The sequence below is a fragment of the Streptomyces sp. GQFP genome (genome assembly GCF_021545335.1).
In the GTDB taxonomy this organism is placed as follows: Bacteria; Actinomycetota; Actinomycetes; order Streptomycetales; family Streptomycetaceae; genus Streptomyces.
Map to the genome: position 1 here is coordinate 1,931,194 of NZ_CP089312.1, position 24,013 is coordinate 1,955,206.

Annotated in this window: 16 protein-coding genes and 1 pseudogene; 4 read left to right on the forward strand and 13 right to left on the reverse strand. The window is 69.8% G+C overall.

Translation table 11 applies throughout. The features are described from left to right. The first annotated feature begins 117 nt into the window (after positions 1–117). The gene (locus LUX31_RS08460; protein WP_235474161.1) at positions 118–1,347 is read left to right on the forward strand and encodes an RNA-guided endonuclease InsQ/TnpB family protein; all 1,230 of its coding nucleotides are present in this window, start codon (positions 118–120) and stop codon (positions 1,345–1,347) included. Positions 1,348–1,382: 35 nt separating this feature from the next. Here the strand turns inward: LUX31_RS08460 and LUX31_RS08465 are convergent. The 7 genes and pseudogenes from LUX31_RS08465 to LUX31_RS08495 form a co-directional block, all read right to left on the reverse strand. Then, positions 1,383–1,523 (reverse strand): annotated as a pseudogene (locus tag LUX31_RS08465) (transcriptional regulator); the annotation flags it as partial. A gap of 9 nt (positions 1,524–1,532) precedes the next feature. Then, positions 1,533–2,624: a LacI family DNA-binding transcriptional regulator gene (locus LUX31_RS08470; protein WP_235474162.1), complete on the reverse strand. Its 1,092-nt coding sequence runs from the start codon at positions 2,622–2,624 to the stop codon at positions 1,533–1,535. 99 nt (positions 2,625–2,723) lie between these two features. After that, positions 2,724–5,093: a beta-galactosidase gene (locus LUX31_RS08475; protein WP_235474163.1), complete on the reverse strand. Its 2,370-nt coding sequence runs from the start codon at positions 5,091–5,093 to the stop codon at positions 2,724–2,726. Beyond that, positions 5,090–6,850, reverse strand: a complete 1,761-nt coding sequence (locus LUX31_RS08480) for a glycoside hydrolase family 35 protein (protein ID WP_235474164.1) — start codon at positions 6,848–6,850, stop codon at positions 5,090–5,092. Before LUX31_RS08480 ends, LUX31_RS08475 begins: the two co-directional genes overlap by 4 nt. Before the next feature lie 70 nt (positions 6,851–6,920). Next, positions 6,921–8,099 carry an MFS transporter gene (locus LUX31_RS08485; RefSeq protein WP_235479840.1) on the reverse strand — a complete coding sequence of 393 codons (1,179 nt, stop codon included), beginning with the start codon at positions 8,097–8,099 and terminating at the stop codon, positions 6,921–6,923. 201 nt (positions 8,100–8,300) lie between these two features. Continuing rightward, positions 8,301–8,705 carry a hypothetical protein gene (locus LUX31_RS08490; protein WP_235479841.1) on the reverse strand — a complete coding sequence of 135 codons (405 nt, stop codon included), beginning with the start codon at positions 8,703–8,705 and terminating at the stop codon, positions 8,301–8,303. 154 nt (positions 8,706–8,859) lie between these two features. Beyond that, positions 8,860–9,609 carry an ATP-binding protein gene (locus tag LUX31_RS08495; RefSeq protein ID WP_235474165.1) on the reverse strand — a complete coding sequence of 250 codons (750 nt, stop codon included), beginning with the start codon at positions 9,607–9,609 and terminating at the stop codon, positions 8,860–8,862. Positions 9,610–10,000: 391 nt separating this feature from the next. On the opposite strand from LUX31_RS08495, the gene LUX31_RS08500 reads away from it, so the two are divergent. The 3 genes from LUX31_RS08500 (at position 10,001) to LUX31_RS08510 (ending at position 12,081) form a co-directional block, all read left to right on the forward strand. Continuing rightward, the gene (locus tag LUX31_RS08500) at positions 10,001–10,876 is read left to right on the forward strand and encodes a helix-turn-helix domain-containing protein (protein ID WP_235474166.1); all 876 of its coding nucleotides are present in this window, start codon (positions 10,001–10,003) and stop codon (positions 10,874–10,876) included. 1 nt (position 10,877) lies between these two features. Further along, positions 10,878–11,147: a DUF397 domain-containing protein gene (locus LUX31_RS08505; protein WP_235474167.1), complete on the forward strand. Its 270-nt coding sequence runs from the start codon at positions 10,878–10,880 to the stop codon at positions 11,145–11,147. Between the two features lie 118 nt (positions 11,148–11,265). Continuing rightward, a complete protein-coding gene (locus LUX31_RS08510; RefSeq protein WP_235474168.1) occupies positions 11,266–12,081 on the forward strand; it encodes an SAM-dependent methyltransferase in 816 nt (271 codons plus the stop codon). 56 nt (positions 12,082–12,137) lie between these two features. Here LUX31_RS08510 and fxsT (LUX31_RS08515) read toward each other — a convergent pair whose 3' ends face one another. From fxsT (LUX31_RS08515) to fxsT (LUX31_RS08540), 6 genes are all read right to left on the reverse strand, one after another. Further along, positions 12,138–15,995: an FxSxx-COOH system tetratricopeptide repeat protein gene (gene fxsT, locus LUX31_RS08515; protein WP_235474169.1), complete on the reverse strand. Its 3,858-nt coding sequence runs from the start codon at positions 15,993–15,995 to the stop codon at positions 12,138–12,140. A 40-nt stretch (positions 15,996–16,035) separates the two neighbouring features. Next, on the reverse strand, positions 16,036–17,019 hold the full coding sequence (locus tag LUX31_RS08520; protein ID WP_235474170.1) for a hypothetical protein: 984 nt from the start codon (positions 17,017–17,019) through the stop codon (positions 16,036–16,038). Then, the gene (locus tag LUX31_RS08525) at positions 17,016–18,005 is read right to left on the reverse strand and encodes an AAA family ATPase (protein ID WP_235474171.1); all 990 of its coding nucleotides are present in this window, start codon (positions 18,003–18,005) and stop codon (positions 17,016–17,018) included. Before LUX31_RS08525 ends, LUX31_RS08520 begins: the two co-directional genes overlap by 4 nt. A gap of 5 nt (positions 18,006–18,010) precedes the next feature. Then, complete coding sequence (locus LUX31_RS08530) at positions 18,011–19,318, reverse strand: toll/interleukin-1 receptor domain-containing protein (RefSeq protein ID WP_235479842.1); 1,308 nt, start codon at positions 19,316–19,318, stop codon at positions 18,011–18,013. 57 nt (positions 19,319–19,375) lie between these two features. Next, positions 19,376–20,599, reverse strand: coding sequence for an FxsB family cyclophane-forming radical SAM/SPASM peptide maturase (locus tag LUX31_RS08535; protein ID WP_235474172.1), 1,224 nt, complete (start codon positions 20,597–20,599; stop codon positions 19,376–19,378). Between the two features lie 369 nt (positions 20,600–20,968). After that, on the reverse strand, positions 20,969–23,923 hold the full coding sequence (gene fxsT, locus LUX31_RS08540) for an FxSxx-COOH system tetratricopeptide repeat protein (protein ID WP_235474173.1): 2,955 nt from the start codon (positions 23,921–23,923) through the stop codon (positions 20,969–20,971). Positions 23,924–24,013: the final 90 nt, after the last annotated feature.

Here is a 24,013-nt window from a genome sequence, read left to right on the forward strand (position 1 = left end):
GCCCGTGTTCGCCGATAGGAGTGATCGCGACGGGAGAGGGGAGCGGGCGTGTGGATCTCGTACGTATGGTCGTCCGACAGAGGGCGGGTGACCGGAACCTGGACGGGGAGCGAGGACGTGGCGGAAACGGCAGGGGCCGACGGAGCGGGGCATGCCCGGTACACGTTCCGGCTTCGAGTGTCGTCCACCGCCCTCACGCTGCTGAGGGCGGAGGGGGACCGGTGCCGGTGGGTGTGGAACGAGTGTGTGGACAAGTCGAAGCAAACCCACTCCTGGAACAGCAACCGTCCAGAGGGCACCGACAAGCGCAACTGCGGTCCTGCGCAGCTCGACAGGATGCTGACCGGTGCCCGTGCGCGCACGCCGTGGCTGCGTGAGGGCTCCAGCGTTCCGCAGCAGCAGTTCATCCGGGATTTCGGCAGGTCCAAGGCCAAGGCGCAAAAAGACATCCGCGATCGGGTTCCGCAGCACCGCCGGGCCGGGATGCCGAAGTGGAAGAAGAAGCGCGAGACGCTGCCGACGTTGAACTACACCCGGCGTGGCTTCCGCCTCAAGGACGGCAGGCTGCATCTGGCGGGCGGCATCGCCTTGACGGTGGTGTGGTCGCGGGACCTTCCTGCCGAGCCGTCATCGGTGCGCGTCTATCAGGACAGCCTCGGGCACTGGTACGCCAGCTTCGTCGTCCCCGCCGAGGTGCGGCCGCTCCCCGAGACCGGCCGCGTGATCGGCATCGACTGGGGTGTGAAGGAGACTGCGACCACCACCAGCGACGCCCATGATCTCCCCCACGCCCAGCACGGGCAAAAGGCCAAGGAGAAACTGTCCCGGTACGACCGGATGATGGCCCGCCGCAAGCCCGCCAAAGGGCAAGCGGCCTCCAAGGGGTACCGCGAGGCCATGAAGTGGCGGGCGAAGACGTACCAGAAGATCGCCCGCCAGCGGCAGGACACCGGCCGCAAGTGGGCGAAGAAGGTCGTGACCGACCACGACGCGATCGCTGTCGAGGACTTCAAGCCGAAGTTTCTCGCCAGGACCACCATGGCCAGGAAGGCCGCTGACGCCGCCATTGGCGCCAACAAACGGGCCCTGATCGAGATGGGCCGCAAGCACGCACGCCGCGTGCACCTGGTCCACCCCGCGCACACCACCATGGACTGCGCGCACTGCGGAGCGAGAGCCAAGCACGCACTGCCGCTGGGAATGCGCGCCTACACCTGCACCACCTGCGGAACCGCATCCCCCCGGGACAAGAACTCCGCACACGTGATGCTCATCCGGGCTGGCCTCAACCCGGCTGGTGCCGAGGGCGTGAGACCATTCGGGGCGCCGCCCCGAATGGCAGCCTGAGCCAGGAATCCCCTCCCCTGAGGGAGGGGAGGATTCAAATCGCTCTCGCCCTGGGCCAGCGCCCACACGATGTGCAGCCGGGCGGGCGAGGCGAGCAGCCCGAAGGCCCCGGCGGCCTCCGCCAGCACCTCGGCGGACGGATCGTCGGAACCGGGGCTGCCCGTACCTGTTACCACCGGCCCAGTTTAGGCCCGTACGGGACCCGTGCTGCTCCGCACGATGAGGTGGGCGGGGATGACGGTGACAAGGCCCGTGTCCGGCTCCGCACCGGCCGTCGCACCCATGTTCGCCTGACCGTCGATCCGTGCCAGGAGCAGCCGCAGCGAGCGTGTGCCGATCTCCTGGAAGTCGGTGCGGATGGTCGTCAGCGGGGGCAGCAGGTGGGCCGCTTCCGGGATGTCGTCGTAACCGACGACGCTGACGTCGTGCGGGACCCGGCGGCCGGCCTCGTGGAAGGCGCGCAGCGCGCCGAGCGCCATCTGGTCGTTGGAGGCGAAGACGGCGGTGACGTCCGGATCGCGGGCGAGCCGCCGGCCCAGTTCGTATCCGGAGTCGGCGCTCCAGTCGCCGACGAGCGGCTCGGGCACCTCGGCCCCGGCCTTCTCCAGGGTCTCGCGCCAGCTCGCGGCCCGGCGTTCGGCGGAGGTCCAGCCGGTGGGTCCGGCGATGTGCCGGACCGTACGGTGGCCCAGGTCCAGGAGGTGTTCGGTGGCGAGGCGCGCTCCGCCCCGAGAGTCGGCGGTGACCATGGGGGTGTCGTCGCCGAGGGCGTTGTCCATCACGACGAGGGGGATGTCGAGGTGCGCCTCGGCGAGCGCCTTGCCCACCCGCCGCTGCGGGGCGATGGCGATGACCCCGTCGGCGCCCTCCGCGGACAGCCGGTCCACGGCCTGGACGACGGTGTCCCGGTCGGCGGTGTCGAGGGCGATGGAGCTGACCAGGTAACCCGCGTCCTGGGCCGCGGTGTTGATCGCGGTGAGCGTGGAGGCGGGCCCGTAGCGGGCCGCGTCGAAGGAGATCACCCCGAGCATCCGGGTCCGCCCGCTGGCCAGCGAACGTGCGCTGCGGCTCGGCCGGTACCCGAGCGACCGCATGGCCTCAAGGACGGCTTCCCGGGTCTCGGCCCGCACGGCCGGGTTGTCGTTGAGCACCCGCGACACGGTCTGCTTGGAGACACCGGCCAGCCGCGCCACGTCGTCCATCACCGGCCGCGTTCCCGCGAAGTTGCGTCGGCTGCGCCCCTTGGGAGCGGCGCCGCCACCGGCACTTCGGGTCATGGGGTGCATCCTTCGGCTTCGTCCCGTGGGTGGCGGTAGTGCCCCGCCCGGCTGGCCCACAGGATAGGCCGCCGGACGGCGGTCACCACCGACCGGGACCTACCCGGTGATCACCTGAGTCCGTACGGTGACCCATTCGACGCGCGAGATCCCGGCCTCCCCCACCGGCACGGGCACCGGCAGATACACGGGTGCGTCGGCGGCGAACGGCAGCACCTTCACGCGCAGCCCTCCGCCGGTGCGCAGTGCGCCGTCCGGGATCCGGTCGAGGGCGATGTCCCAGACCCGCCCCGCGGAGAACTGGTCGGCGACCAGCGTCTCCCCGACATACGCGCGGGCCACGTCACCGGTCCAGTGGATGCGCAACAGCGTTCCGGTGCGCGGGAGTTGGTCCGGTACGTCGATGAGGTACTCGGCGGCGGACGTGTCGAAGTACTTGTCGGCGGGCGCGCTGGCCCGGTCCAGTACGCCGGTGACGGTGTCGGGGGCAGGTCCGGCGGCCCGGAGGAGGGAGACGTCGAGGGTGCCCGAGTCGCCGCCCGTGGGGAGCGTGTAGCGGGTGAACACCCCGTCGGCGGTCACGGCCAGGTTCTCGCCGGGAGGCCGCTCGGGTGCGGGCAGCACGGCGAACGAGGTCTCCGCCGCCGCGCTGTGCACCCGCACCTCCCCGGCCGGTTCGTCGAAGACGACCCCGTCCCCGGCGCCGCACAGGACCAGCCGCTCGGCGCCCCAAGCCGCACCCCGGTAGGCGGTACGGGCGGTCGCCGCGTCCAGCACCAGGAGGCCGACCTGTCCGCCGTCCAGCGTGCCGACCTCGACGAGGGCGTCGGTGCCGGGCCGCAGCCCGGTGACGAGGAAGCGTCCGTCGGCGGACACGACCTTCCCCATGGGCGTGTGCACATACCTCAACGTGCTGATGTCCAGGGCCAGTTCGACGTCCACCCCGTCCGTGGCGGCCAGCACCAGGACGGTACGTCCGCCGACGTCGACCGTGCACACGGGCTGGGCGGTGGCCCAGTCGAGCCGCAGTCCGGCGACGTCGAGCCGTAACGGCCAGCAGAAATAGGCTCCTTGAGGGATCGTCACCGGCGCGCTGGGCACGGTCAGTTCGGGCCCGTCCGGAAACTCGACCGTGAACGACGTGTCCGGATGGTCGGGCAACGGCTCGTGCGGCTGATGGTTGTTGACGAACAGGAAACCGGAGTCGCCGTCGCTCCGCACGGCCCATCGCAGCGTCCCCCGGTCGTCCTGCCCGGCCGGCTGCCGCTCGGGCAGCACGGACTCCATGGGCGCGATGCGCTCGCCGAAGTCCGCCAACAGCAGGTGCTGGAGGCGCAGTTCGTCGTACGAGGGCCGGTACTGGCCGTACTCGCCGAGCGGGGCCTGGAAGTCGTACGTCAGGACAGGCAGGTCGTTCGGGTAGTCGGTGGCGTGGGACTCCTGGAGGGTGCTCAGCTCACCGGCGGGATTCGTGCCGCCGTGGAACATGTAGTAGCCCTGCCAGACCGAGCCGCACCCGATCTTCGTGAGCCCGAGCGCGCCGATGTCGGCGGCGTCGACCCGCGGCCGGCGGTGGTAGGCCACGGCCATCCCGCCGCCCAACTCGCAGGTGGCCCAGGGGAATCGGTCGGTGGGCGCCGGTTCTCCGCCTCGTACGGTCGTCGGGCGCAGGTCGGCGCCGATGCCCTCGTCGTCGCGCTGGTGGGTGAAGAAGAAGTGCTTGCGGCAGGTGTCGGACCAGCCGCCGTCCCACTCGGTCCAGAAGGTCTCGGTGTAGCCGCCGTACAGCGGAAGCAGTTCGTCGGGCGGGAGTTGGACTCCGCCCCAGGCGGTCGAGGTCCAGAGCGGGGCGCTCAGCCCGGCCTCCTGTGCCACGCGCTTGAGGGTGAGGAGGTGGCCGGGCTGGTCGTACAGCTCGTTCTCGATCTGGACGGCGACGATCGGGCCGCCGTGCGCCCGGTCGAGCCCCTTCAACTGCTCGGCGATCGCGGTGAACCAGCCGTGTACGGGTCCCAGGTAGTCGGGGTCGTCGGTGCGGGGTGCGGTGGTGCGGGTGAGCAGCCAGTCGGGCAGGCCGCCGTTGCGTACCTCTGCGTGGCTCCAGGGCCCGATGCGCGGGATGAAGTCCAGGCCGTGGCGGGCGCAGAGTTCGGCGAAGCGGCGCAGGTCGCGGTCGCCGTCGAAGCGGATCCGGCCCTCGATCTCCTCGTGGTGGATCCAGATGAGGTAGCTGGCGACGGCCGTGACACCGGCCGCCTTCATCTTCAGCAGCTCCTCCTCCCACTCCCCGGCCGGGTAGCGGGAGTAATGGAACTCGCCGGAGACGGGGAACGAGGGGCGTCCGCCGCGGGTGAACCAGCGGCTGGTCACCTCGATCGGGTCGGCGACGCCCGGCGCGTCGGTGAAGGGGAGGTGGCCGGTGAGCGGGGGTCCGGCGGGCGCCGGGATCCGGAGGGAGTGGTGGGTCACGGTTTCACCGGTCCGAGGTCGGGGGTGTCGGTGAGCAGCGCCTGTGCGGAGGTGGTGGCGTTCAGCTCAAGGAGCACCAACTCGTTGGCGCCGGGGCGCAGTACGGGGGCGGGGACGTAGAGGGTGCGCTGCGGGCCGCGGTTCCAGTAGCGGCCGAGGTGGAAGTTGTTGATCCAGGCCTGGCCCTTGGTCCAGCCGGGCAGCGACAGGAAGGTGTCGGCGGGGGCCTCGACCTCGAACGTGCCCTTGTAGAAGGCGGGTTGGGTGGCCGGGGTCGCGTCGGAGGGCGCGAAGGGCAGGGCGCTGAGGTCGTCGAGGGTGAGGGGGTGGCTGTCCCAGCCGTGCAGGGCGGTGCCGTTGAAGGTGACCGCCCCTAGGAGGCCCTTTTGCGAGCCGATGCGCGGCCCGTAGTTGACCCCGCCCATGTTCTCGACGAGCACGTCGACTGCCGCTCCGGCGAAGGGGATCCGGACGGGCAGGGTCTCGTCGTGCCGCTCGCGTTCGAGTACGCCGACGGGGGCGCCGTCGACGAACACCTGAGCCCGGTCGCCCACTCCGTCGGCGAAGTGCAGCAGCCCGTCGCCCGCGAGGGGAGCGGTGGTGCGGTACAGGACGTACCCGGCGCGCAGCCCCAGCTCGTCCATGGTCGCCGGTTCCTCGGTACGAACGGGCTTGGCGAGAACCCCCACATTGGGCAGCAAGGGCGCCCGCTGCCCCAACTCCACCACCGTGGGCGGGAGTTTGCGGCTCGGCGCGGGAACCGGCTCGTCGGGGACGGGTGCGTGCCGGGCGATGACCTCGCGGAAGGCGTGGTACTTCGGTCCGGGGTCGCCGTTCTCGGTGAGGGCGGCGTCGTAGTCGTAGGACGTGACCATGGGCTGGTAGGCGTGGTCGTGGTTGGCGCCGTTGGTGAAGGCGAAGTTGGTGCCGCCGTGGAACATGTAGATGTTGACGGACGCCCCCGCCGAGAGCAGCCGGTCCAGGTCGGCGGCGGCGTCGGCCGCGTCCCGGACGTGGTGCTCCTCGCCCCAGTGGTCGAACCAGCCGATCCAGAACTCCGCGCACATCAGGGGCCCTTCGGGCTGATGCGCCCTCAACTTCTTCAGGGAAGCGGCGACTCTGCTGCCGAAGGTGCCGGTCGTGAGCACCCCGGGAAGGCTGCCGGCCGCCAGATGCTCGGGGTTGGCCTGGTCGCAGGTGAAGAGCAACTCCCCGATCCCGCGCGAGCGCAGGGCCTCCGCGAGGTGTTCGAGATACGCGGCGTCGTCACCGTAGGCCCCGAACTCGTTCTCCACCTGCACGGCGATCACGGGACCGCCCGACTCGGCGAGATACGGCAGCAGCGGAGGCAGCAGGAGATCCAGATAGCGGTCGATGGCGCCCGTGAAACGGGGGTCGCTGGAGCGCAGCCGGATGTCGGGGTCGGTGGTGAGCCAGGAGGGCAGCCCGCCGCCGTCCCACTCGGCGCAGATGAACGGCCCGGGCCGCAGCAGGACGTGCAGCCCCTCCGCCTTGGCCAGTCGCAGATAGCGGGGCAGGTCGAGGATGCCGTCGAGGGCGAGGGTGCCCGGTTCGGGCTGGTGGAGGTTCCAGGGGACGTACGTCTCCACGGTGTTGAGGCCCATCAGCCGGGCCTTGCGCAGCCGGTCGGCCCACTGGTCGGGGTGGACGCGGAAGTAGTGCATCGCGCCGGAGATGATCCGGAACGGCTCGCCGTGCAGCAGGAAACCGTCGGACGTCGTTGTCAGGGCGGGCATGCGGGGGTTTCCCTTCGGGTCGTGGACTCCAGCCGGTCCGCTGGAGGGTGGTGGTCGGTGAGCGAGGGGGTCAGTGGGTGCGGGTCGCCCGGATCAGCCAGACCGTGGCGGCCAGACAGAGCGCCGAGACCCCGCTGAGCAGCAGCGGCACGGCCCGTACGCCGGACCACTCGATGGCCTTGCCGAGCACCGGTCCCGCGGCCACTCCCCCGGCCATCGACGCGGCGATGACCACGGCACCGGCTCTCCGGGCGCGTGGGGCGGCCCGGTTCAGCCAGGGCAGCCCGGTGGGGAAGATGGGCGCGATGAAGAGGCCGACGCCCGCGTAGGCGTAGGGGGCGAGTCCGGGTATCGCGGCCAGCAGCAGGCAGACGGTCATCCCGGCGCAGGACACCGCGATGATCGACTGGGCGGAGTGGCGCAGAGCGAGCGGCGCGACCAGGAACCGGCCGATCGTCATCATCAGCCAGTACACGGAGGTGGCTGTGGCGGCGGCTCCGGCGCCGTACCCGACCGTCTCCAGGTGCGTCGGCTCCCACCCGCCGACGCCCGCCTCGATGCCCACGTGCAGGACATAGAGGGTGACGAAGACGCCGAGTACGGAGCCCAGGCTGCGGGCGAGGACCTGCCCGCCGGGGACGCCGGACTCGGGTGCGGGGGTCTGCTGCGGTACGTGTTCCCGTACGCCCCGAAGGCACAGGAGCAGGGGCAGGTTGGCGAGCGAGAAGGCGAGGAAAACGGCCGGATAGTGCTCCGAGCCGACCGCGCCGATCAGCGCCGGGCCGAGGATCGCGCCGATGCCGAAGTGGGCGTTGAGGATGTTCAGCATCGCCGTCGAACGCTTGCCGAAGCCGATCGCGAAGAGCTGGTTGAGGCCGTAGTCGATACCGCCGAAGCCGAGCCCGGCGAGCAGGGCGGCGGCCAGCGCGACCGGCCAGTTCGGCGCCAGCGCGAAGCCGGCCGCACCGACGGCCATCAGGACGTACGAGCTGCCGAGGATGCGCCGGTTGCCGATCCGGACGTACAGCCGGTCGAAGAGGAGCACCCCGGCGACCCCGCCGACGAAGTGGGCGCTCAGCCCGAGACCGGCGGCCGACGGGGAGAGCCCGAACTCGTCGCGGAGGGCCGGGATCGCCGGACCGTACAGGGCCTGGAGGGCCCCGATCAGCACGAAGCCGACGCAGGAGGCGACCACGGCGGCGGGGCTGAAGACGGGGGTGGCTGGGCCGACAGGGGTCTCTGGGCCGATGGGGGATGTCCGTCGCTCGGTGACCGCCGGTCGTGCCGTCGGTTGATCGGTCACGTGGACTCCCGTCACCTGTGGTCGAGAACGCGGCTGACTCGTCCTCGCGCCGGTGCGGGGACGGCACAAATGTTACCGGTAACATTTGTGCCGTCAAGATCCCCCGAGGCCTTTCGCCTCAGGGGATCCGCAAGGGAGTCGGCGGGATCAGCCGCCGGTGCCCAGCGACCAGCTGGGAACGCTGCCGGCCAGTCGGCAGGCGAGGAAGTACAGCGGTATCGGCGGGGTGTACGGGGAGTCACCCTCGGGGCTGTGGATCAGCCGGGGCCGGACGGACGGGGACGCCGGTCGGGTGCGCGTCCAGGACGGGTCGGCGAGCTGCGCGCCGACCACGTAACGGGTGCTCGGCGGCCAGGTGACTCCAATGTGGGAGCCGGACGGCACGATCCACCACCAGCGCTGGTCGTCGGCGAAGACACAGCCGACGCGGGGCAGGCTGTCCATGATCCGCCGGCCATGCTCACGGGGTGTGCCGACGGCGTCACAGCCGAGGCGCTCCGCTGGAAGCGCCGGGAGGTGTTGTGGGTTCGCTGCGGCGCCGTCGTGGTTGATCGCGCCAACGCGGCGGAGCCGCAGATGTTGCAGCCCCGCGCCCCTTTGGTGCGCTGCCGAACCGTAGCGGATATCGCCGGGCCCTCGCTTTGTCGCGGGGGCTGCGTGGAGCGGCGGGAGCGTGAGGTGGGTGACCGGGCCGTGGGGGCGCGGGTCAGGAACGGGAGTACGGGGAATGGTGCGGCGCTGTTGTTCCATACGGTCCATACGGTCCATGTGAGGCTGTTCCTTCGGCCGAGTGGGGGACGGGCCGGGTGCGGTGCGGGGCCGGCGGCTGCCAGGGGGCCGGCGCGGCGACCTGTGCCGCGTGGGCGGCGGGTGGGGTCGGGGGTAAGACGGGGGCGGGTCTGAGCGGGGCCGGGGCGTCGGGCGTGGCGGGTGTGGGGGCAGCGGGTGCGGCGGCGGGCTCGGTGGTCACGGAGGTCGCGCTGTCGGCGGGAGCCGGGATCTCGACGGAGGCCAAGGCCGAGGCCGCGACCGGCGACGGCGGCGTGGACGTCGGTGCGGTGCTGTCCGTCAACTCCGCGTGCTCGTCGGGGAGTTCGGCCCAGACGATGCGCCCGGAGCCGTGCGGGGCGTCGCGGACGCCCCAGTCGCTGCTCAGGATGCCGACCAGCAGGAGTCCGCGTCCGCACTGTTCGTCGGGGCCGGGCATGCGCTGGTACGGCAGGGTCCCGCCGCGGTTCTCGTCCTCGACCTCGACGTGCAGCCGCCCGGCGGACAGGCGCAACCGGCACACGATCCGCTCGCTGGCGGTGTGGGTGAGGGCGTTGGTGACGAGTTCGGAGGTCACCAGGAGGGCGTTGTCGACGGCGTCGTCGCCGACGCTCCAGGCGCCGAGCAGTTCGCGCACCTTCCGGCGGGCCGCGCCCACGGAGGCGGGAGTCGCGGGCAAAGCGAACATGCCCGACTGCGGAGAGTGTTGGTGAGAGTACTTGGAGGGGCCGGCGAGCCTGTCCCTGGGCAGTCGGCCGAGTGGCTGGGGGAGGGAGGGCGGAGCCATCGCCGTTCGCCTTTCGTCTGCCTGCGCACCCTGGCCGGTGCGACGCCACCCCGATGCGAGCCACGAGTAGGTCAACCTGCCTCGAATAAGCGCAGGTTGTAGCCCCTTCTCCCCCAACAGGGCCATTCAGACTCGTCGTTCACCGTTTCCGGGAAGGTACGAACACTGTGACACCTGACAACAACGGCTCGCAACCAGCAAGTTGAAAATTGCAATTCGTGCGGTGCATGCTGCTCCCGTCGATGATGATCGTGACAGACTGCGACCCTGAGCCCGGTGTGAGGGGGTAGGTGTGACCGCGGAGACCGACTGGGGTGGCGCCCCCTCCGTCCTGCGCATGATCCTCGGCAGACAGCTGGAGGAGCTGCGGACGCGCGCCGGTCTCACGTACGAGGACGCGGGTGTGGCGATCGGCGTCAGCCACTCCACGATCCGCAGGATGGAAGCCGCCAAGGTGGCCCGGCTCCGCCTGCCGGACGTCGAGAAACTGCTGCAGACGTACGGGGTGGCGGACCAGCAGGAGATCGACACGTTCCTCAAGTCGGTCCGCGAGGCCAACAAGCGCGGCTGGTGGCACAACTACCGGGACGTACTGCCCGACTGGTTCGCCGCGTATCTGAGCCTGGAACAGGCGGCGTTGCAGGTCCGTGCGTACGAATCGCAGTTTGTGCCGGGCCTGTTCCAGACGGCGGACTACGCGCGTGCACTGCTGGGGGCCGGCAATCCGCACGCCTCTTCGGAGGCGACGGACCGCCGGGTGGCACTGCGCCTGCGACGGCAGGAACTACTGACCCGCGAGGCACCACCGCGGGTGTGGATCGTGATGGACGAGACCGTGCTGCGGTGGCCGGTCGGCGGTCCGGAGGTGATGCGCGCGCAGATCGACCATCTGATCGCGATGAACGCGCTGCCTCATGTGACCTTGCAGATCATGCCGTTCGGCAACGGCCCGCATCCCGCGATGCGGGCCGGAGCGTTCCATCTCTTCCGTTTCAGGGCACCCGAGTTGCCGGACATCGTCTATCTGAGCGGTCTGGTCGGCGCGGTGTATCTCGACAAGGCCGACGACGTCGTCGTCTATCGCGAGGCCCTGGACCGGTTGGGCGCGCAGTCGGCGCCCGCCAGAAAGACCGAGGCCTTCCTCGGTGCGATTCGCAAGGAGCTCTGACATGCACCACCCCACCCACCCCCACCACCCCGTACACACCCGCTCCGTACGCAACGGCATGCCCGCCCGTGAACTCGGCTCCCGGGGCTGGTCCAAGCCGTGGAGCGACGACGCGGGCGGCGCCTGCGTCGAGGTGATGAAGCTCGCCGACGGCCGGGTCGCCGTCCGCCAGTCGACCGATCCCGACAGCCCCGCCCTGGTCTTCACCCCGAACGAGATGACAAGTTTCCTGGCCGGTGTGAAGGCGGGTGCAGCAGACTTCCTGCTCTGACGAACAGAACTGCCGTACAGAACTGATGTACAGAAATGATGTACTGCACTGATGTACTGAACTGCCTTGTTTCTACCGAGACTTGACTCAGACTCACCACGTGAATGGGAGGGGCGGCGTGCCCGACAACGGATGGCCGGCCGACCGGATCGACACGGAGAACGCACACTCCGCGCGGATCTACGACTACATCCTCGGCGGTAAGGACTACTACCCCGCCGACAAGGAAGCGGGCGACGCCATGTCGCACGAGTGGCCCGCCCTGCCGATCCACATGAAGGCCAACCGCGACTGGATGAACCGAGCGGTGGCCTATCTGGCCAAGGAAGCGGGCATCCGCCAGTTCCTCGACATAGGCACCGGCATCCCGACCTCCCCCAACCTGCACGAGATCGCCCAGTCGGTGGCCCCCGAGTCCCGGGTGGTCTACGTCGACAACGACCCGATCGTCCTCACCCTCTCCCAGGGCCTGCTGGCCAGCACGCCGGAGGGCCGGACGGCGTACATCGAGGCCGACTTCCAGCACCCGGAGGCCATCCTCGACTCCCCGGACTTCCGGGAGACCCTCGACCTGACCAAACCGGTCGCGCTCACGGTGATCGCGATCGTCCACTTCGTCCTGGACGAGGACGACGCGGTGGGCATCGTCCGCCGCCTCCTCGACCCCCTCCCCTCGGGCAGCTACCTGGCGATGTCCATCGGCACCGCCGAGTTCGCCCCGGAGGAGGTGGGCCGGGTCGCCCGCGAGTACAAGGCCCGCAACATGCCGATGCGCCTGCGGACGTTCCCGGAGGCCGAGGAGTTCTTCGAGGGCCTGGAGCTGGTCGAGCCGGGCATCGTCCAGGTCCACAAGTGGCACCCGGACGAGACGAGCGGCGAGGGGATCAGGGACGAGGACATCGCCATGTATGGGGCGGTGGCCCGAAAGCCGTAAGGGTGACGGGGGTTCGGCAGCTGTAGGGGGCAGTGACCCCGTGACCGAGGCCGAGGTCACTCCGGCTGCGGTTCGAAGTCCCAGTAGGGCCGTTCACCCTGGCGCATCGCCAGGGTGAACGGGCTGTCCGGCCCCAGCGCCTCGACGAGCTGCCCGAGCGTCTCCCGCTCCAGGCGGTCGGCGGCGTCGGTCTGGCGGAGGGCGCGTAGGTCGGCGGCGAGTGCCGCTTTGCACATCAGGGTCAGCGGATGGGTGCCTCCGAGGGCACGAGCCGTGCGTTCCATGGCGTCCTTGCTGCGGCGGGCGGCGCCTTCGTGGTCCCCGGCCAGACTGCGGGCACCGGAGACATTCAGTGCGCACCCCAGCGACCAGGGGTGATCGGTGCCCATCGCGGCGACCATGCCGCGCTGTGCCTGTTCGGCGATGCGGAGCGCCTCGTCCCGGTCGCCCGACTCCCAGAGCGTCAGGCCGACGTTGCCTGCCGTGCCCACGGAGAACGGATGGTCGTCTCCGAGCAGGTCCGCGTAGTCCCGGGCAACGGTGTCCGCGAGGGTCCACGCGCGGTCCGCATCGTGCTGTTCCAGCAGCAGGGAGGCGTAGTCCGCCACCACGAAGAGCGCCGCCGGATGGCGTGGCCCGTGCAGCTGACGGGCCAGCTCGACGACTGCCCGCATCAGCTCGTCCGCGCGGGACAGCTGGCCCGACCGTCGCAGACACAGGGCGTGGTTGTGCTCGGCGATCATGGAGTTGACGCTGTATCGGCCCATGACATCGTGGTAGTCCCGTACGTTTGCGGCCTGCCGGTCGAGGGCCTCGGTGTAGCGGCCGAGCAGACGCAGTGTCCAGCAGCAGCGCATCTCGGTGTCGAGCCTCCGGGGGTGGAGCCGATCGATCTGCCCCCGCCGCAGGGCGAGGGCGGTGCATTTTTCGAAGGATTCCTGGTACCGGCCGAGCAGGGCGGCAGCGTTGGCGAGATTGGACAGGGCCCGGTTGCCCTGCACCTCGTCGACCGGGCCGTACAGCCGGTACGCATCGCTAAACAGGTTGTACGCCTCGCGGTACACGCCCAGGGCGACCAGCGTGCCCCCTAGCCCGTTCTTGGCCCGGAGCAGTGCGGGGTCGTCGGCCGGTCGGCGGTCGGACAATCGGTCCGTGACCGCCCGCCCCACCGCCTCCGCCTCCTGGTAACGCCCCATCCTCCGAAGCATGTTCGCGTGCTGATGCGTGAGGACGAGCATCGGGTCGCTGTCCTGCGCAATCCGGCTGTGCCATCGCGCCATGGTCAGCTCGCACAGCCGCAGCCCGGTGCGTGCCTCCCCCCGGTTCTTCAGGTAATCGACGCAGTTCAGCACCAGTTTGGACACCTCGTCCCGGGTACTGTTCAAGGCCCCCGAGATCTCCAGGTGCGGAATCAACTCGGCATAGCGTGACCAGGTTTCGGCGTCGGAGGGGTCGTCGGGTACCGCCGCCGCCAGTGTCTCGCAGGCGATCTGGGAGAACAGGTCGCGCTCGTCCTCGCCAAGGCCCTCCCGCAGCAGGGAGTGGTAGAGGCTGTGCATCTCGGCCCGCTCCACCCCGTCCTCCCCGAACACCAACCGCACCGCCGATGTCTCAGCCAGCCGCAACAGGGCCGCGTCCCACGCCTGTCGGTCGGCCGCCAGCGCGGCGATACGGGGTGGCAGATCGACCTGCCGCCCCTTCCACAGCAGGCCCACCGGCACGGCGTCCGGCGAGAAGCAGGTGAAGAGCTTCAGGAGCTCGGCGATGGCGGGATGGTGGTCCTGGAGCGACGCGAGAGTGATCGACCAACTGCTCTCCAACGCCTGCGGATACCCGGCCGAGCCACTGCCCGCGACAGGCTGGTCCAGCCGGCCGGAGTGGCCGTTGTGGACGAGTTCCAGATACTCGGCGACGGGCATGGGATTGGCATCCAGCCAGGCCGCCATATGCGACAGCAGCAGCGGCAGATCCTGCACCGCCTCCGCGAGCAGATCGGCCTCGGCGAGGTTCAGCCGGGGGACACGGCTTCTGGTGTACGCGATCGACTCCGCGCGGAAGAAGGGGGGCACATCGATGCGGTGGACGCGTTCGTTGTCGGCCCAGGCCCGGCTGTTGGACGTGATGAGGACGTGCCCGGCGCCCTCCGGCAGCAGATCCTCGATCTCGGTCATGTCGTCGGCCCGGTCCAGCACCAGCAACCAGCGGTGGTACGGCTGCCCGACCCGCAGCGCGGCCTGCACCGCGCGGATCCGGTTGCCGATGTCCTCCCCGGCGGTGAGTCTCAACCTCGGTGCCAGCTCGGCGAGTTGTTCGCGGGCCGTGCCTTGGAAACCCGCGCTGATCCACCACACCACGTCGTATTCGCTGCCGTACCGGTGTACGTACTCGGTGACCGTCTGTGTCTTGCCCGTGCCGGACGGGCCGAGCAGCACACAGCGGTGGCGGTCCCCCGCGCCCGGTTCGGGACCGGAGGAGAGCAGGGTCTGCCGGGTGCGGGCCAGCAGGGCTTCGCGGCCCGTGAACCGGGGGTTGCGGGGCGGGGCATTGGAGACGGCGGGTGAGATGCCGGGGAACCGGAGGTCGACGGTGGGGCGGTCGCCGCTTCTGGTGCCGGTGCCCGTCAGCGGCGTACCGAGGAGGGTGAACAGGCGGCGTACGGCCTCACGTTCGTCGACCCCGCGCAGGTCGGCCAGCGGCAACGCCCCGACGGCGGCGGGCCGTTCACCCGCGCCGACGAGCACCGCGGCGAGCCGGCCCGGCCAGTCGGCGGCGGCCTCGGGCAATGCGGCGTTCCACTCGTCGTCACCGCGTCCGCCGAACCGGCAGTCGGTGTCGCCCAGTACGAGCAAGGTCCTGCCGGGGCCCTGCAGGAGTCCGCCGAGTTCGTCCCACAGCGTCCGCCCCGAGTCCGGGTGCCACGACTCCGCGGTCACGCCGAATCCGGCGTTCTCCGCATGGTCGGCGACCCAGGCGCCCCAGGCCTGGCTGGCACCAGTGTGAGCGACGGTGATCCGCCGTTCGGGCGCGGCGGGCCTTCGCAGCCGGACCGGGCGTTCGGGCACCGGGCTGGGAGCGGGCACCGCGTAGACGGCGCCGTCGGCCGTGAGCAGCCGTACCGGCCCCCAGCCGACGCGCTCGGTGGCGGTGGCTCCCCGGCTCACCAGCAGGGTGCGTGGCAGCGGGTCGTCGAGCAGATCAAGCACCCTGGGGTCGGTGTCCGGAACCTCGACGGTGAACCCGCCCACGCCGTCAGCCCGTTCGCCGAGCAACAGGTCCGGTCCGCACCGGCGCACCCGGAGCGAGACCCGGGGCAGTCGGGCCGCGATCAGCCCGATGTCGGTCACGGTGAGCCGTTCCGGCAGTTCGGGGCGGAGGATCACCCCGGACAGCCGCGCGCTGGTGACCGTGGCGAGCTGCCAGGCAGTGGTCGTACGGCGGACCGGCTCGGGCAGCCGCGGCCAGGCACCGGCGAACCAGCGGGCGACCCCGTCCCGACCCTGCTCGACCAGGGCCCGCAGCGCGGGTCGCAGCGCGCGTTCGATGGCCAGGTCGGCATCGGCTCCGTCCCGGATCGCGAGCCAGGTGGCCCACTCCTCGGCGAACAGGGCCGGCGAGCGGTCCTTGTGCAGGCGTTCCATCACCGACCACAAGCGGTGCACGGGCGCCCCGGACGGCGAACCGGCCAGCCGGTCGGCGAGTTCGGTGCGCAGTGAGGGCAACAGGTCGGCGCGCAGCGAGACATAGCCGTATCCACGTCGCTCCACGAGGTTGCCGAACCACAGGTCGACCTCGGCCGACACGTCGAGCAAAGGAGCCACCGCGATCCGTACCGCGCGCATCAGCTCGGGCTCGATCCGGCTGGCGACACTGAGCAGGACGGCGAGTTCATGGCCCTGCCGGGCCGGGGGGCTCATGGGATGCCACCCCGCTCTCGGCCCCGGACCGTTGGCCTCCTCAACGCAGGCCTCCGACGACTCGCCCCACGGTAGTCCCGCGGTCCCAGGCCACCACTCGCATCCGGGACTGCCACCAGGCCGGCCAGAGTCGCTCGGGAAGCGGCACGAGGGCCACCGTGTCGCAGCCGTGCTGCCTGATCCGGAGGAGGATCTCCCGCCATTCGCGCTCCGTGCCGCGGTGCGGGTCGAACACCGGTCCGACCTTGCCAAGGCCGGACAGCAGCAGTACCCGGGTGCCGTGCTGGGGTGGCTGGTAGGGCCGCCAGGTGCCGCGCGGGCCGGCGCCGACACCGCGGGAGGGGCAGTCGGAGAAACGCAGTACTCGTGTCCCGGCGACCCCGACGAGGCTGCGGACCTGGTCGATGACGTCCTCGACATCCCGGGCGAAGGGTTCCATCGAGGCGGAGATGTCGGCGAGGATCTGCACGCCGTAGCGCAGGGTGGGCAGGGGGCGGCGCGGGATCTCCGCGAGGGGCAGTCCCCGGGCGAGATGGTCCGCGGCCCGTTCGACATCAAGGTCGCCCTCGGACGTGACGCGGGCGAGGGCCGCGTGGAGCACGGCGGCGGTGGAGCGGGGCGCGAGGAGGGGCGGGTGCGGAGGCGTACCGTCCTCGGCGGTGGGGGTGGAGCGTGGGGCGGGCAGCGGGTCGACGGCCCAGCCCGTGCGGCGGGGCGGACGGTGGCCGACTGGGACGAGCAAGGTCGGCTCCTCGTCCCCACGCCGGGGCCGGGCGGCATCAGGGGGTTCGACGTACGGCCGAGGGTCTCCTTCGTCCGACGGGCCGGTCCGTCCCGTAGCGGGCGCCGGCGGGGGTGGTGTCGTCCCGTCCGCCGGCGGTTCGGCGAGAGGCGTGGGCTCGGTGCCCGGGCCGAGGCCGAGGAGGGCGGCCACGCGTTCCCAGCCGACCACGTCGGTCACACCGAGGGTGGTGGCGGCACGGGCGACGTCACCAAGCCAGATCTCGCGCGTTACCGGCCTCACCACTCGTCCCCCGCGATCTGCTGACGCTTGATCAGGACGCAGTTCTTCAGCCACTCCCAGCGTTCGCTGCCGAGCGTGATCCCGAGCGTGAGGCAGGCCCGCAACGCGTCGAGGAACTCGGCGGTGCTGGGTTCGCGCAATCCGATCGTCATGGCCTGTTCCCGCACTTTGCCCAGCTCCACGGCGAGCGCCTCCGCCAACCGCAACTCGCCGTCTCCGGCGCTCCCGTGCCAGGTCTTCATATGTTCCTCGGCGATCCGCACCAGGCTCGGCACATCGTGATCGGGCAACGTCTCCACGACACACCGCCTCAGGAACGCCTGCGGAAGCTCACGCTCGTCGTTCGTGGTGATGACGACCAGATACCGGGAGAACCGCGGGTCCACCTCCCCGACGGGCTGCTCCAACCGCACCTCGGTACCGGTCTCCACCACGGTGAACCGGTGCGAACCCAGCGGCACCAGAAGGCTGTTGGGCACGTCGGGATCGGCCTTGTCGATCTCGTCGATGAGTACGACGGCATGGTCGGGACTGCGTCCGACATTGACGTCCGCGGAGGGGTCCGGGCACTCCGCCCCGGGGGCCGCCTGCCCCGCTGCCCGCCCCCGCCGCCGCGCAGACCCGGGCGCCAACGCCCACCACAGCACACCGGGTTCGACATAGGAGGCGTCATCGAGGCCGACGGCCCCTTGCCTGTGGGCCTGCGCGTCGGCGAGCCTGCGCACACTGTCGTAGCGCCACAGCAGTTCGGTCGACCGGGTGCCGTAGGTGATGACGTGGTCGTAGTAACGCCAGCCGCGCTGGCGGGCGATGAAGGGCGCCAGGGACGACTTGCCGGACCCGGGCCTGCCGCGCAGCAGCAGCGGGCGGCCGGTGGCGAGGGCCACCATGACCGCTTCCTCGATGCGCGGGGACATCACATAGATCTCGCCGTCCCCCCGGTCGGGACTGCGGAACCAGTCCTCGGGACTCAGGTGCTCCGTCATCGGGCTCATCCCTTTCCCCGGGGGCGCCCCGGCCTGTCCCCGTCCCCGCCCCTGCCGTGGCTCCAGTCGTTGAGCATCCCGTAGGCGACCCTGATCGCGATCCGCTCGTCGTGGGCCCCGAAGGGCGGCACTAGCAGCGCGGCGCCGGCCAGCCGCCCGGGTCTGGGGTCGTCGTCCGTCAGCTCGTCGCGGGGGATGAGAAGAATGTGCAGCCAGGAAATCTGCCCGTGCAGCCAGTCGACCACGCGCTCCGCCTCGTCCAAGGAACAGTGCTCGGCGAAGATCACGACGTACGTGTCGCAGTTCGGCAGCTGCGGGGCGCTCGCCAGCGGTTCCCGGTCGGTCATCCCGAACCGGGCCCTGATGGTCCGCTCGCACCGGTACCGCAGCTCTTCCTCAGGGTCCTCCTCGCCCGGCGGCGGCGCGGTCACGACGATCGGCCAGTAGCGGCTGTGGTCCATGCAGAAGGCCCGACCCAGGTAGTACTCCCCCGTGGTCGGGTTTCGCACGCTGAGGACGACCGTGCGGGGCCGAATGCCGTCGTCGTCTGGCAGCACGTGCCGGGCGGAGGTAGCGTCGATCCAGACCGGCAGCACCAGTTGGACGAGCTGGTCGAGAGCCGTACTGTCCATGTGCCTAGCGATCTCCCCGACGGCGTTGCGCAGCGCCACCGCGTCGTGCGTGTGCAGCATCTGCGCGGCGAGGAATCCACAGCTGACGTCCGTGACCGGGGCCCCGGCCAGATGCCGGTCCTGCATCCCGAGAGCACGTCCCATCCGCGCGAGCCGGCTCATCGTACGCACCTGGCTCAGCTGCGCGGTGATGTCCTCGGCCCAGCGCCGTACGGGATCGTCGTCGTCGGGCAGGGCGGGCAGCGGCGGGAACGCCTGCACGATGACCGCGGCGGTCTCAGCGGGATCCGCCTGCCGCGTCTCGGAGTCGCCCGCTTCGGCCCGCTGTACGAGCTGGAGGGACATCAGGTCATCGAACCCTGCGGTGCTCATGTCCTCCGGGGTCACATCGCCGACCGGTGCGGGAAGGACGAGGAACGACCTGTTGAAGTGGTGCCGCCACATCAGGATGTCGACTTCCCGGTGCACCCAGAAGGACGTGAGCGCGGCCCGGTTGAGCAGGACGACCGCGGCCCGGCACTCCAACAGCCACTCGTAGAGCCGTGGATGCCACTGCTCCCCGGGTAACAGCCCGTCCGCGTCGACAAGGACGTCATATCCGCGCTCGCGCAGCCCGTGGACGACCTGTGAGCGCACCGCTGTGGCGTAGGAGTCGCCGCGCGTGCTGTGGCTGATGAACACCTTGCTCAAGCCCCCGCCCCCCAAGTCCCCCAGTGCTAAGGGGATTCTGACGGCGGCTCAGTCCTCCCGCAATTGTGTGTTCCCGACAACCGAACTGATCCGCCCGGCGATGTGCCTGATGAGATGTTCGAGGTCCCGACAGTAGACGGATGGGTTCTGGAACCCGGTGTCGGCCCGGAATCTGTGGGCGTAGTTCCCACCCCCGCACACCTCGACGAGCGCGCAGTCCCGGCACATCCGCGAGAGCACGGCGGGGCCCAGCTGACGCGCGGCGATACCGGGATGGTCGAGCGCCAGGTCAAAGGTGTGCCGAAAGACATCGAGTCCGGTGGCGGGAGCCCCCGCGTAGGTGGTCTTGAGCGAGTCGACCTGTTCGATCGCGCCGTCAGTGTCGACGACGACCGCCACAACAGGCGAGGTCCCGACCGCCTCGGTGGCGCTGGGCAACCCCATGAGCAGACCGATGATCTCGGTGAAGAGCCGAATGGTCGTACGCACCCGCTCGGCGTCGAACCACTGGTCGAAGACAGCGGCCAGCCACCGGCCGTACGGTTCGGAGCCACCGGTATCGGCACCGGGCGGCGGAGCGGACCAATTGGCGTGCGGCAGCAGCAGATCGAGGCTCGGCGGCGCGAACTCCAGCAGCGACTCGTACACCTCGACGGGGTCCGTCGCCGGGTCGATGGTGCAGAGAATCCCTGCGTACGAGTCCGCGTGCCGCGCGAGAACCCGAAGCCCCCGAGTGGCGGCGGGCCAGGCAGGCCGCCCCCGGCGGTCGACGCGCCGACTGTTGTGCCGGGCGAGCCCACCGTCGAGACTCACCCCGATCTTGATGCCGGCCCCGGCCAGTTCACTGACGACGGCGTCGGTGAGCAGGGTCCCGTTCGTCTGCATACTGACATGCACCCGACATGACGGCCCGGCCTGCTCGGCCACGGCCCGCCGCACCGCGCCCACATACCGCACGAGCGGCCCCGGGCCTGAGAGCAACGGCTCACCGCCGTGCAGATTGACGTGTACGTCGCGCAGCCCATGGGTCGCGGCATGCTCGGCGATGCGCCGGGCGGCGGCGGCCACCACCTCGTCCGGCACTGACCGGGGGCGCTCACTCCAGCTCTGGTCGGGGCCCTCGTAGACGTAGCAGTAGGTGCAGGCGAGATTGCAGCGGCTGTGCACCTTCAGCACGAACTGCCGGAAGGGGGTGGGGAGAGCACCGGTGGCACACCGGACCGCGTCGACGTCGAGGCCCCGCACCGGCCACGGGGGCGGCGCAACGGTCACCGGAGGTGAGACTGCTGCTCTGTCGGGACATAGGGCGAGTCATCGTAGAACGCGCCCGGGGTCGAGGATCCGGTCCGCCGACGAAATGTCTCGGCCAGCTCGGCGAGAACCGGATGTCCAGCCCTCGCTGCCAGCATGGCCAGATCCCGACCGTCGAAGTCCGGCAACGGCTGGGCGATTCGACGCTGGGCCCCCGGAGAAGGCGCCACGCCCTGAGGAACAGGCAAGCCTTCTCCAGGTGGGATGGTCCGCGCGCGATTTCCACGCATGTCAGAGGCGCGAGGCTAGCAGCTTTGGCGACGGTGTGTCACACGACTCACGGGAGGCCAATCGAGTCAATCGAATACCACCGAGAACCTGTTCGGGCAGTCACGTCGGCTGCGGTTCGAAGTCCCAGTACGGACGATCGCGCCTCCCCACGGCTTTGGTATGAGGATGGCCGGATCCGAACTTCTCCGTGAGCTTCCGTAGCGCGTCCTCCTCCAGTACCGCGGCTTCCTTGTCACGGCGCAGCGACCGCAGATCCGCGGAGAGTGCGGCTTTGCACGACAGGGTCATGGGATGGTTCGCGCCGAGAACGACTGTGGCACGCTCCAGGGTCTCCCCACTGAGTCGCACGGCGCTCTCCTCGTCCCCGGCGTAGTTGCGGGCGCCGGACAGATTGAGGGCACAGCCCAGTGTCCAGGGGTGATCCGCACCGACTGCGGCGGTCATCTCGTGCCAGGCGGTCTCCGCGATCCGCAGCGCCTGCGCACGCTCGGCGTACTTCCACAGGACGAGGCCAATGTTGCCCTTCGCCCCGATAGTGAAGGGGTGGCCGGGCCCCACCAGATCGTGATAGCCGCCGGCCACTTCGCCGGCCAGTTCTCGGGCCTGGTCCAGATCACCGTGCTCACGCTGGAAGGTGGCGAAGTCCGCCAGGACGTGCAGGGTGTCGGGGTGCCGCGATGCATACTTGCGACTAGTGCGTTCCACGAGGCCCTTCATGGCTGCCTTCGCGCCTTCGAGGTCCCCGGCGCGACGCAGGCACAGTGCGAGATTGTGTTCCGCGAGGAGAGAATGCGGGTGCCATTCGCCCAAGGTCCGCCGAAGATCCGCGAGATTGCTCTGCTGCCGGACCTTGGCCTCTCCATATCGACCGAGGAGGCGAAGAGTCCAAGCGTAGTACAGCCTTGAGAGCGGGATCCTTGAGTGCTCCGGCGGCAGACCCTCCTCTCGCGCTTGAAGGACCTTGTAGTGCCAGTCGCATGCCTCCTGATATCGACCCAGTAGCGCCAGGCTGATTCCGTGATTGGTGTCCGAAGCCGTGTCGGCGGACTTGGTGTGAGACGGCTGGAACAGCTCATGGGCCTCCCGATATTCGCCCAGGGCAAGCAGGGTGCCCCCCAAGCCGTCCTTCGCGCGGATGAGGCCGGGATCGTCGGACGGCCTTGTCTCGGAGAGCCTGCTCACCTCGGCTCGCCCGACCGCCTCCGCCTCACGGTAACTGCCGATGCGACGCAGCATGTTGGCATGCTGATGAGTCAATTCCAGCAAATCCGGATCATCCTGATCCAGGCGGCTTCGCCAACGGGCCAGGGTCTGTTGGCACAACTCGAGCCCGTCTCCGGCTTCGCCACGTGCCCGCAGATAGTCGATGCAGTTGAGGACCATCCTGCGCACCACCGGCTTATTACTGCCGAGGGCTCCGGCGAAATGCAGTTGCGGAAGCAGTTCCGCGTAGCGGGGCCAAGCCGGGGCATCACGGGGGCGCCGCGGGTCCACGCCGGCCAACACCTCACAGGCGACCAAGGACATCGCCTCCCGGCGCTCCTCCGGCAGAGTGCTGTAAAGGAAGTCGTGATAGAGCCGGTGCATGCTCGCGCCACCCACGTGGAGTTCGCCCTCTGTTGAACTCTCGTAGGAAAGTTGAACCGCCGTGCACTCCGACAGTCGTTGCAGCGCCGAATACCAGCGGAACGGTTCGGCCGCGAGCGAGGCAAGATGCTCGGGGAGGTCGGAGGGATGCGCGGTCTGGATCAGTCGCACAGGAATGGCGTCCGGCGAGAAGAGCGCGAACAGCCAAAGCAGTTCGAACGCCTCCGGGAAGTTTTCCTTGAGAGTATTGAGAGTTATCGACCAGCTCGTCTGGAAACCCATGGGGTAGTCGTCCGAGATACGAATGCCGATCCGACTGGCGCCGCCCTTGCCGATCAGGTCGATGTAGTCCTTGGCGGGCATCCTGTTGGCCTCCAGCCAGGCGGCCGTCTGCGCCAGCAGTAAAGGCAGATCCTGCACAGCCTCCGCCAACTGGTCGGCATCCTGCTCCGAGAGGCGCGGAGCCCGGCGGCGGACGTAGGCGACCGATTCCTCACGGATGAACGGCAGAACCTGGATCTCGCTGAGGCTGCCCGACGTCGCCCAGTCTTGAGTCAGCGTGGTGACCAGGACATGGCCGTTGCCTTCCGGCAGCAGATCCTCAACCTGCGCCATGTCGTCCGCACTGTCGAAGATCACCAGCCAGCGGCGGTGCGGCTTGCCGATGCGCAGCGCCTCGTGCACGGCACGGATGCGCTCGCCCGGCTCCACACCGACCCAGAGGTCCAACCGGGGTGCGAGGTCGGCGAACTGCTCGCGGGCCGTGGCACGGAATCCGGCGCTGACGAACCACACCACGTCGTAGTCGTTTCCGAACCGGTGCGCGTACTCGATCGCGATCTGGCTTTTCCCCACTCCCGAGATTCCGCGGAGAGCGACACGCGAAAATCCGTCCCCGCCCTGGTTCAGCAGAGAGTGCAGTTCGTCCAACGCCCGTTCACGGCCGGTGAAACGGAGATTCCGACGCGGGGTGTTCACCACTGCCGGCGGGTCGTTGGGAAACCGCGGAGCGCTGTCACTGTCGACCGCCGCACCACTGGTCGGCAGACCCAGGCGGACCAGGATCCGCCGCCGGGCCTCCCCCGCTTCGAGATCACGCAGGTCCACGGGCTGCAGGCGCTCGCCACCCGGCGGGACGGCGCGGGTGGCCACACTCACTGCTGCGAACCGGTCCTCGTGCTCCGGGACGACCTCCCGCAGGGCCGCCGTCCATTCGGCGTCGGTACGCGGCCCGAGATTGAAGTACCAGTCGTCCAGCACGAGCAGAACGCGACCGGGGGCCTCCAACAGGCCGCACAGGGCCTCGGCCAAGGAAATACTCACCGGCGGGTCCCAGCGCAGCAGCGTTGTCCGGTGGCCCAACTGTTCGAGCTGATGCGAGATCCAACTCGCCCACGGGCGATTGAACCCCGCATAACTGATCACATAGTGGTTTCGCGATCCGGCTCCGTCACGCCGGTCCACCATATGACCATCCCCTTAAAGTAATAGTGAGCTTCTCGACAAAGCGACAATATTTGACAAGTGATAGCACAACACACCCAGAATTCCTTTATG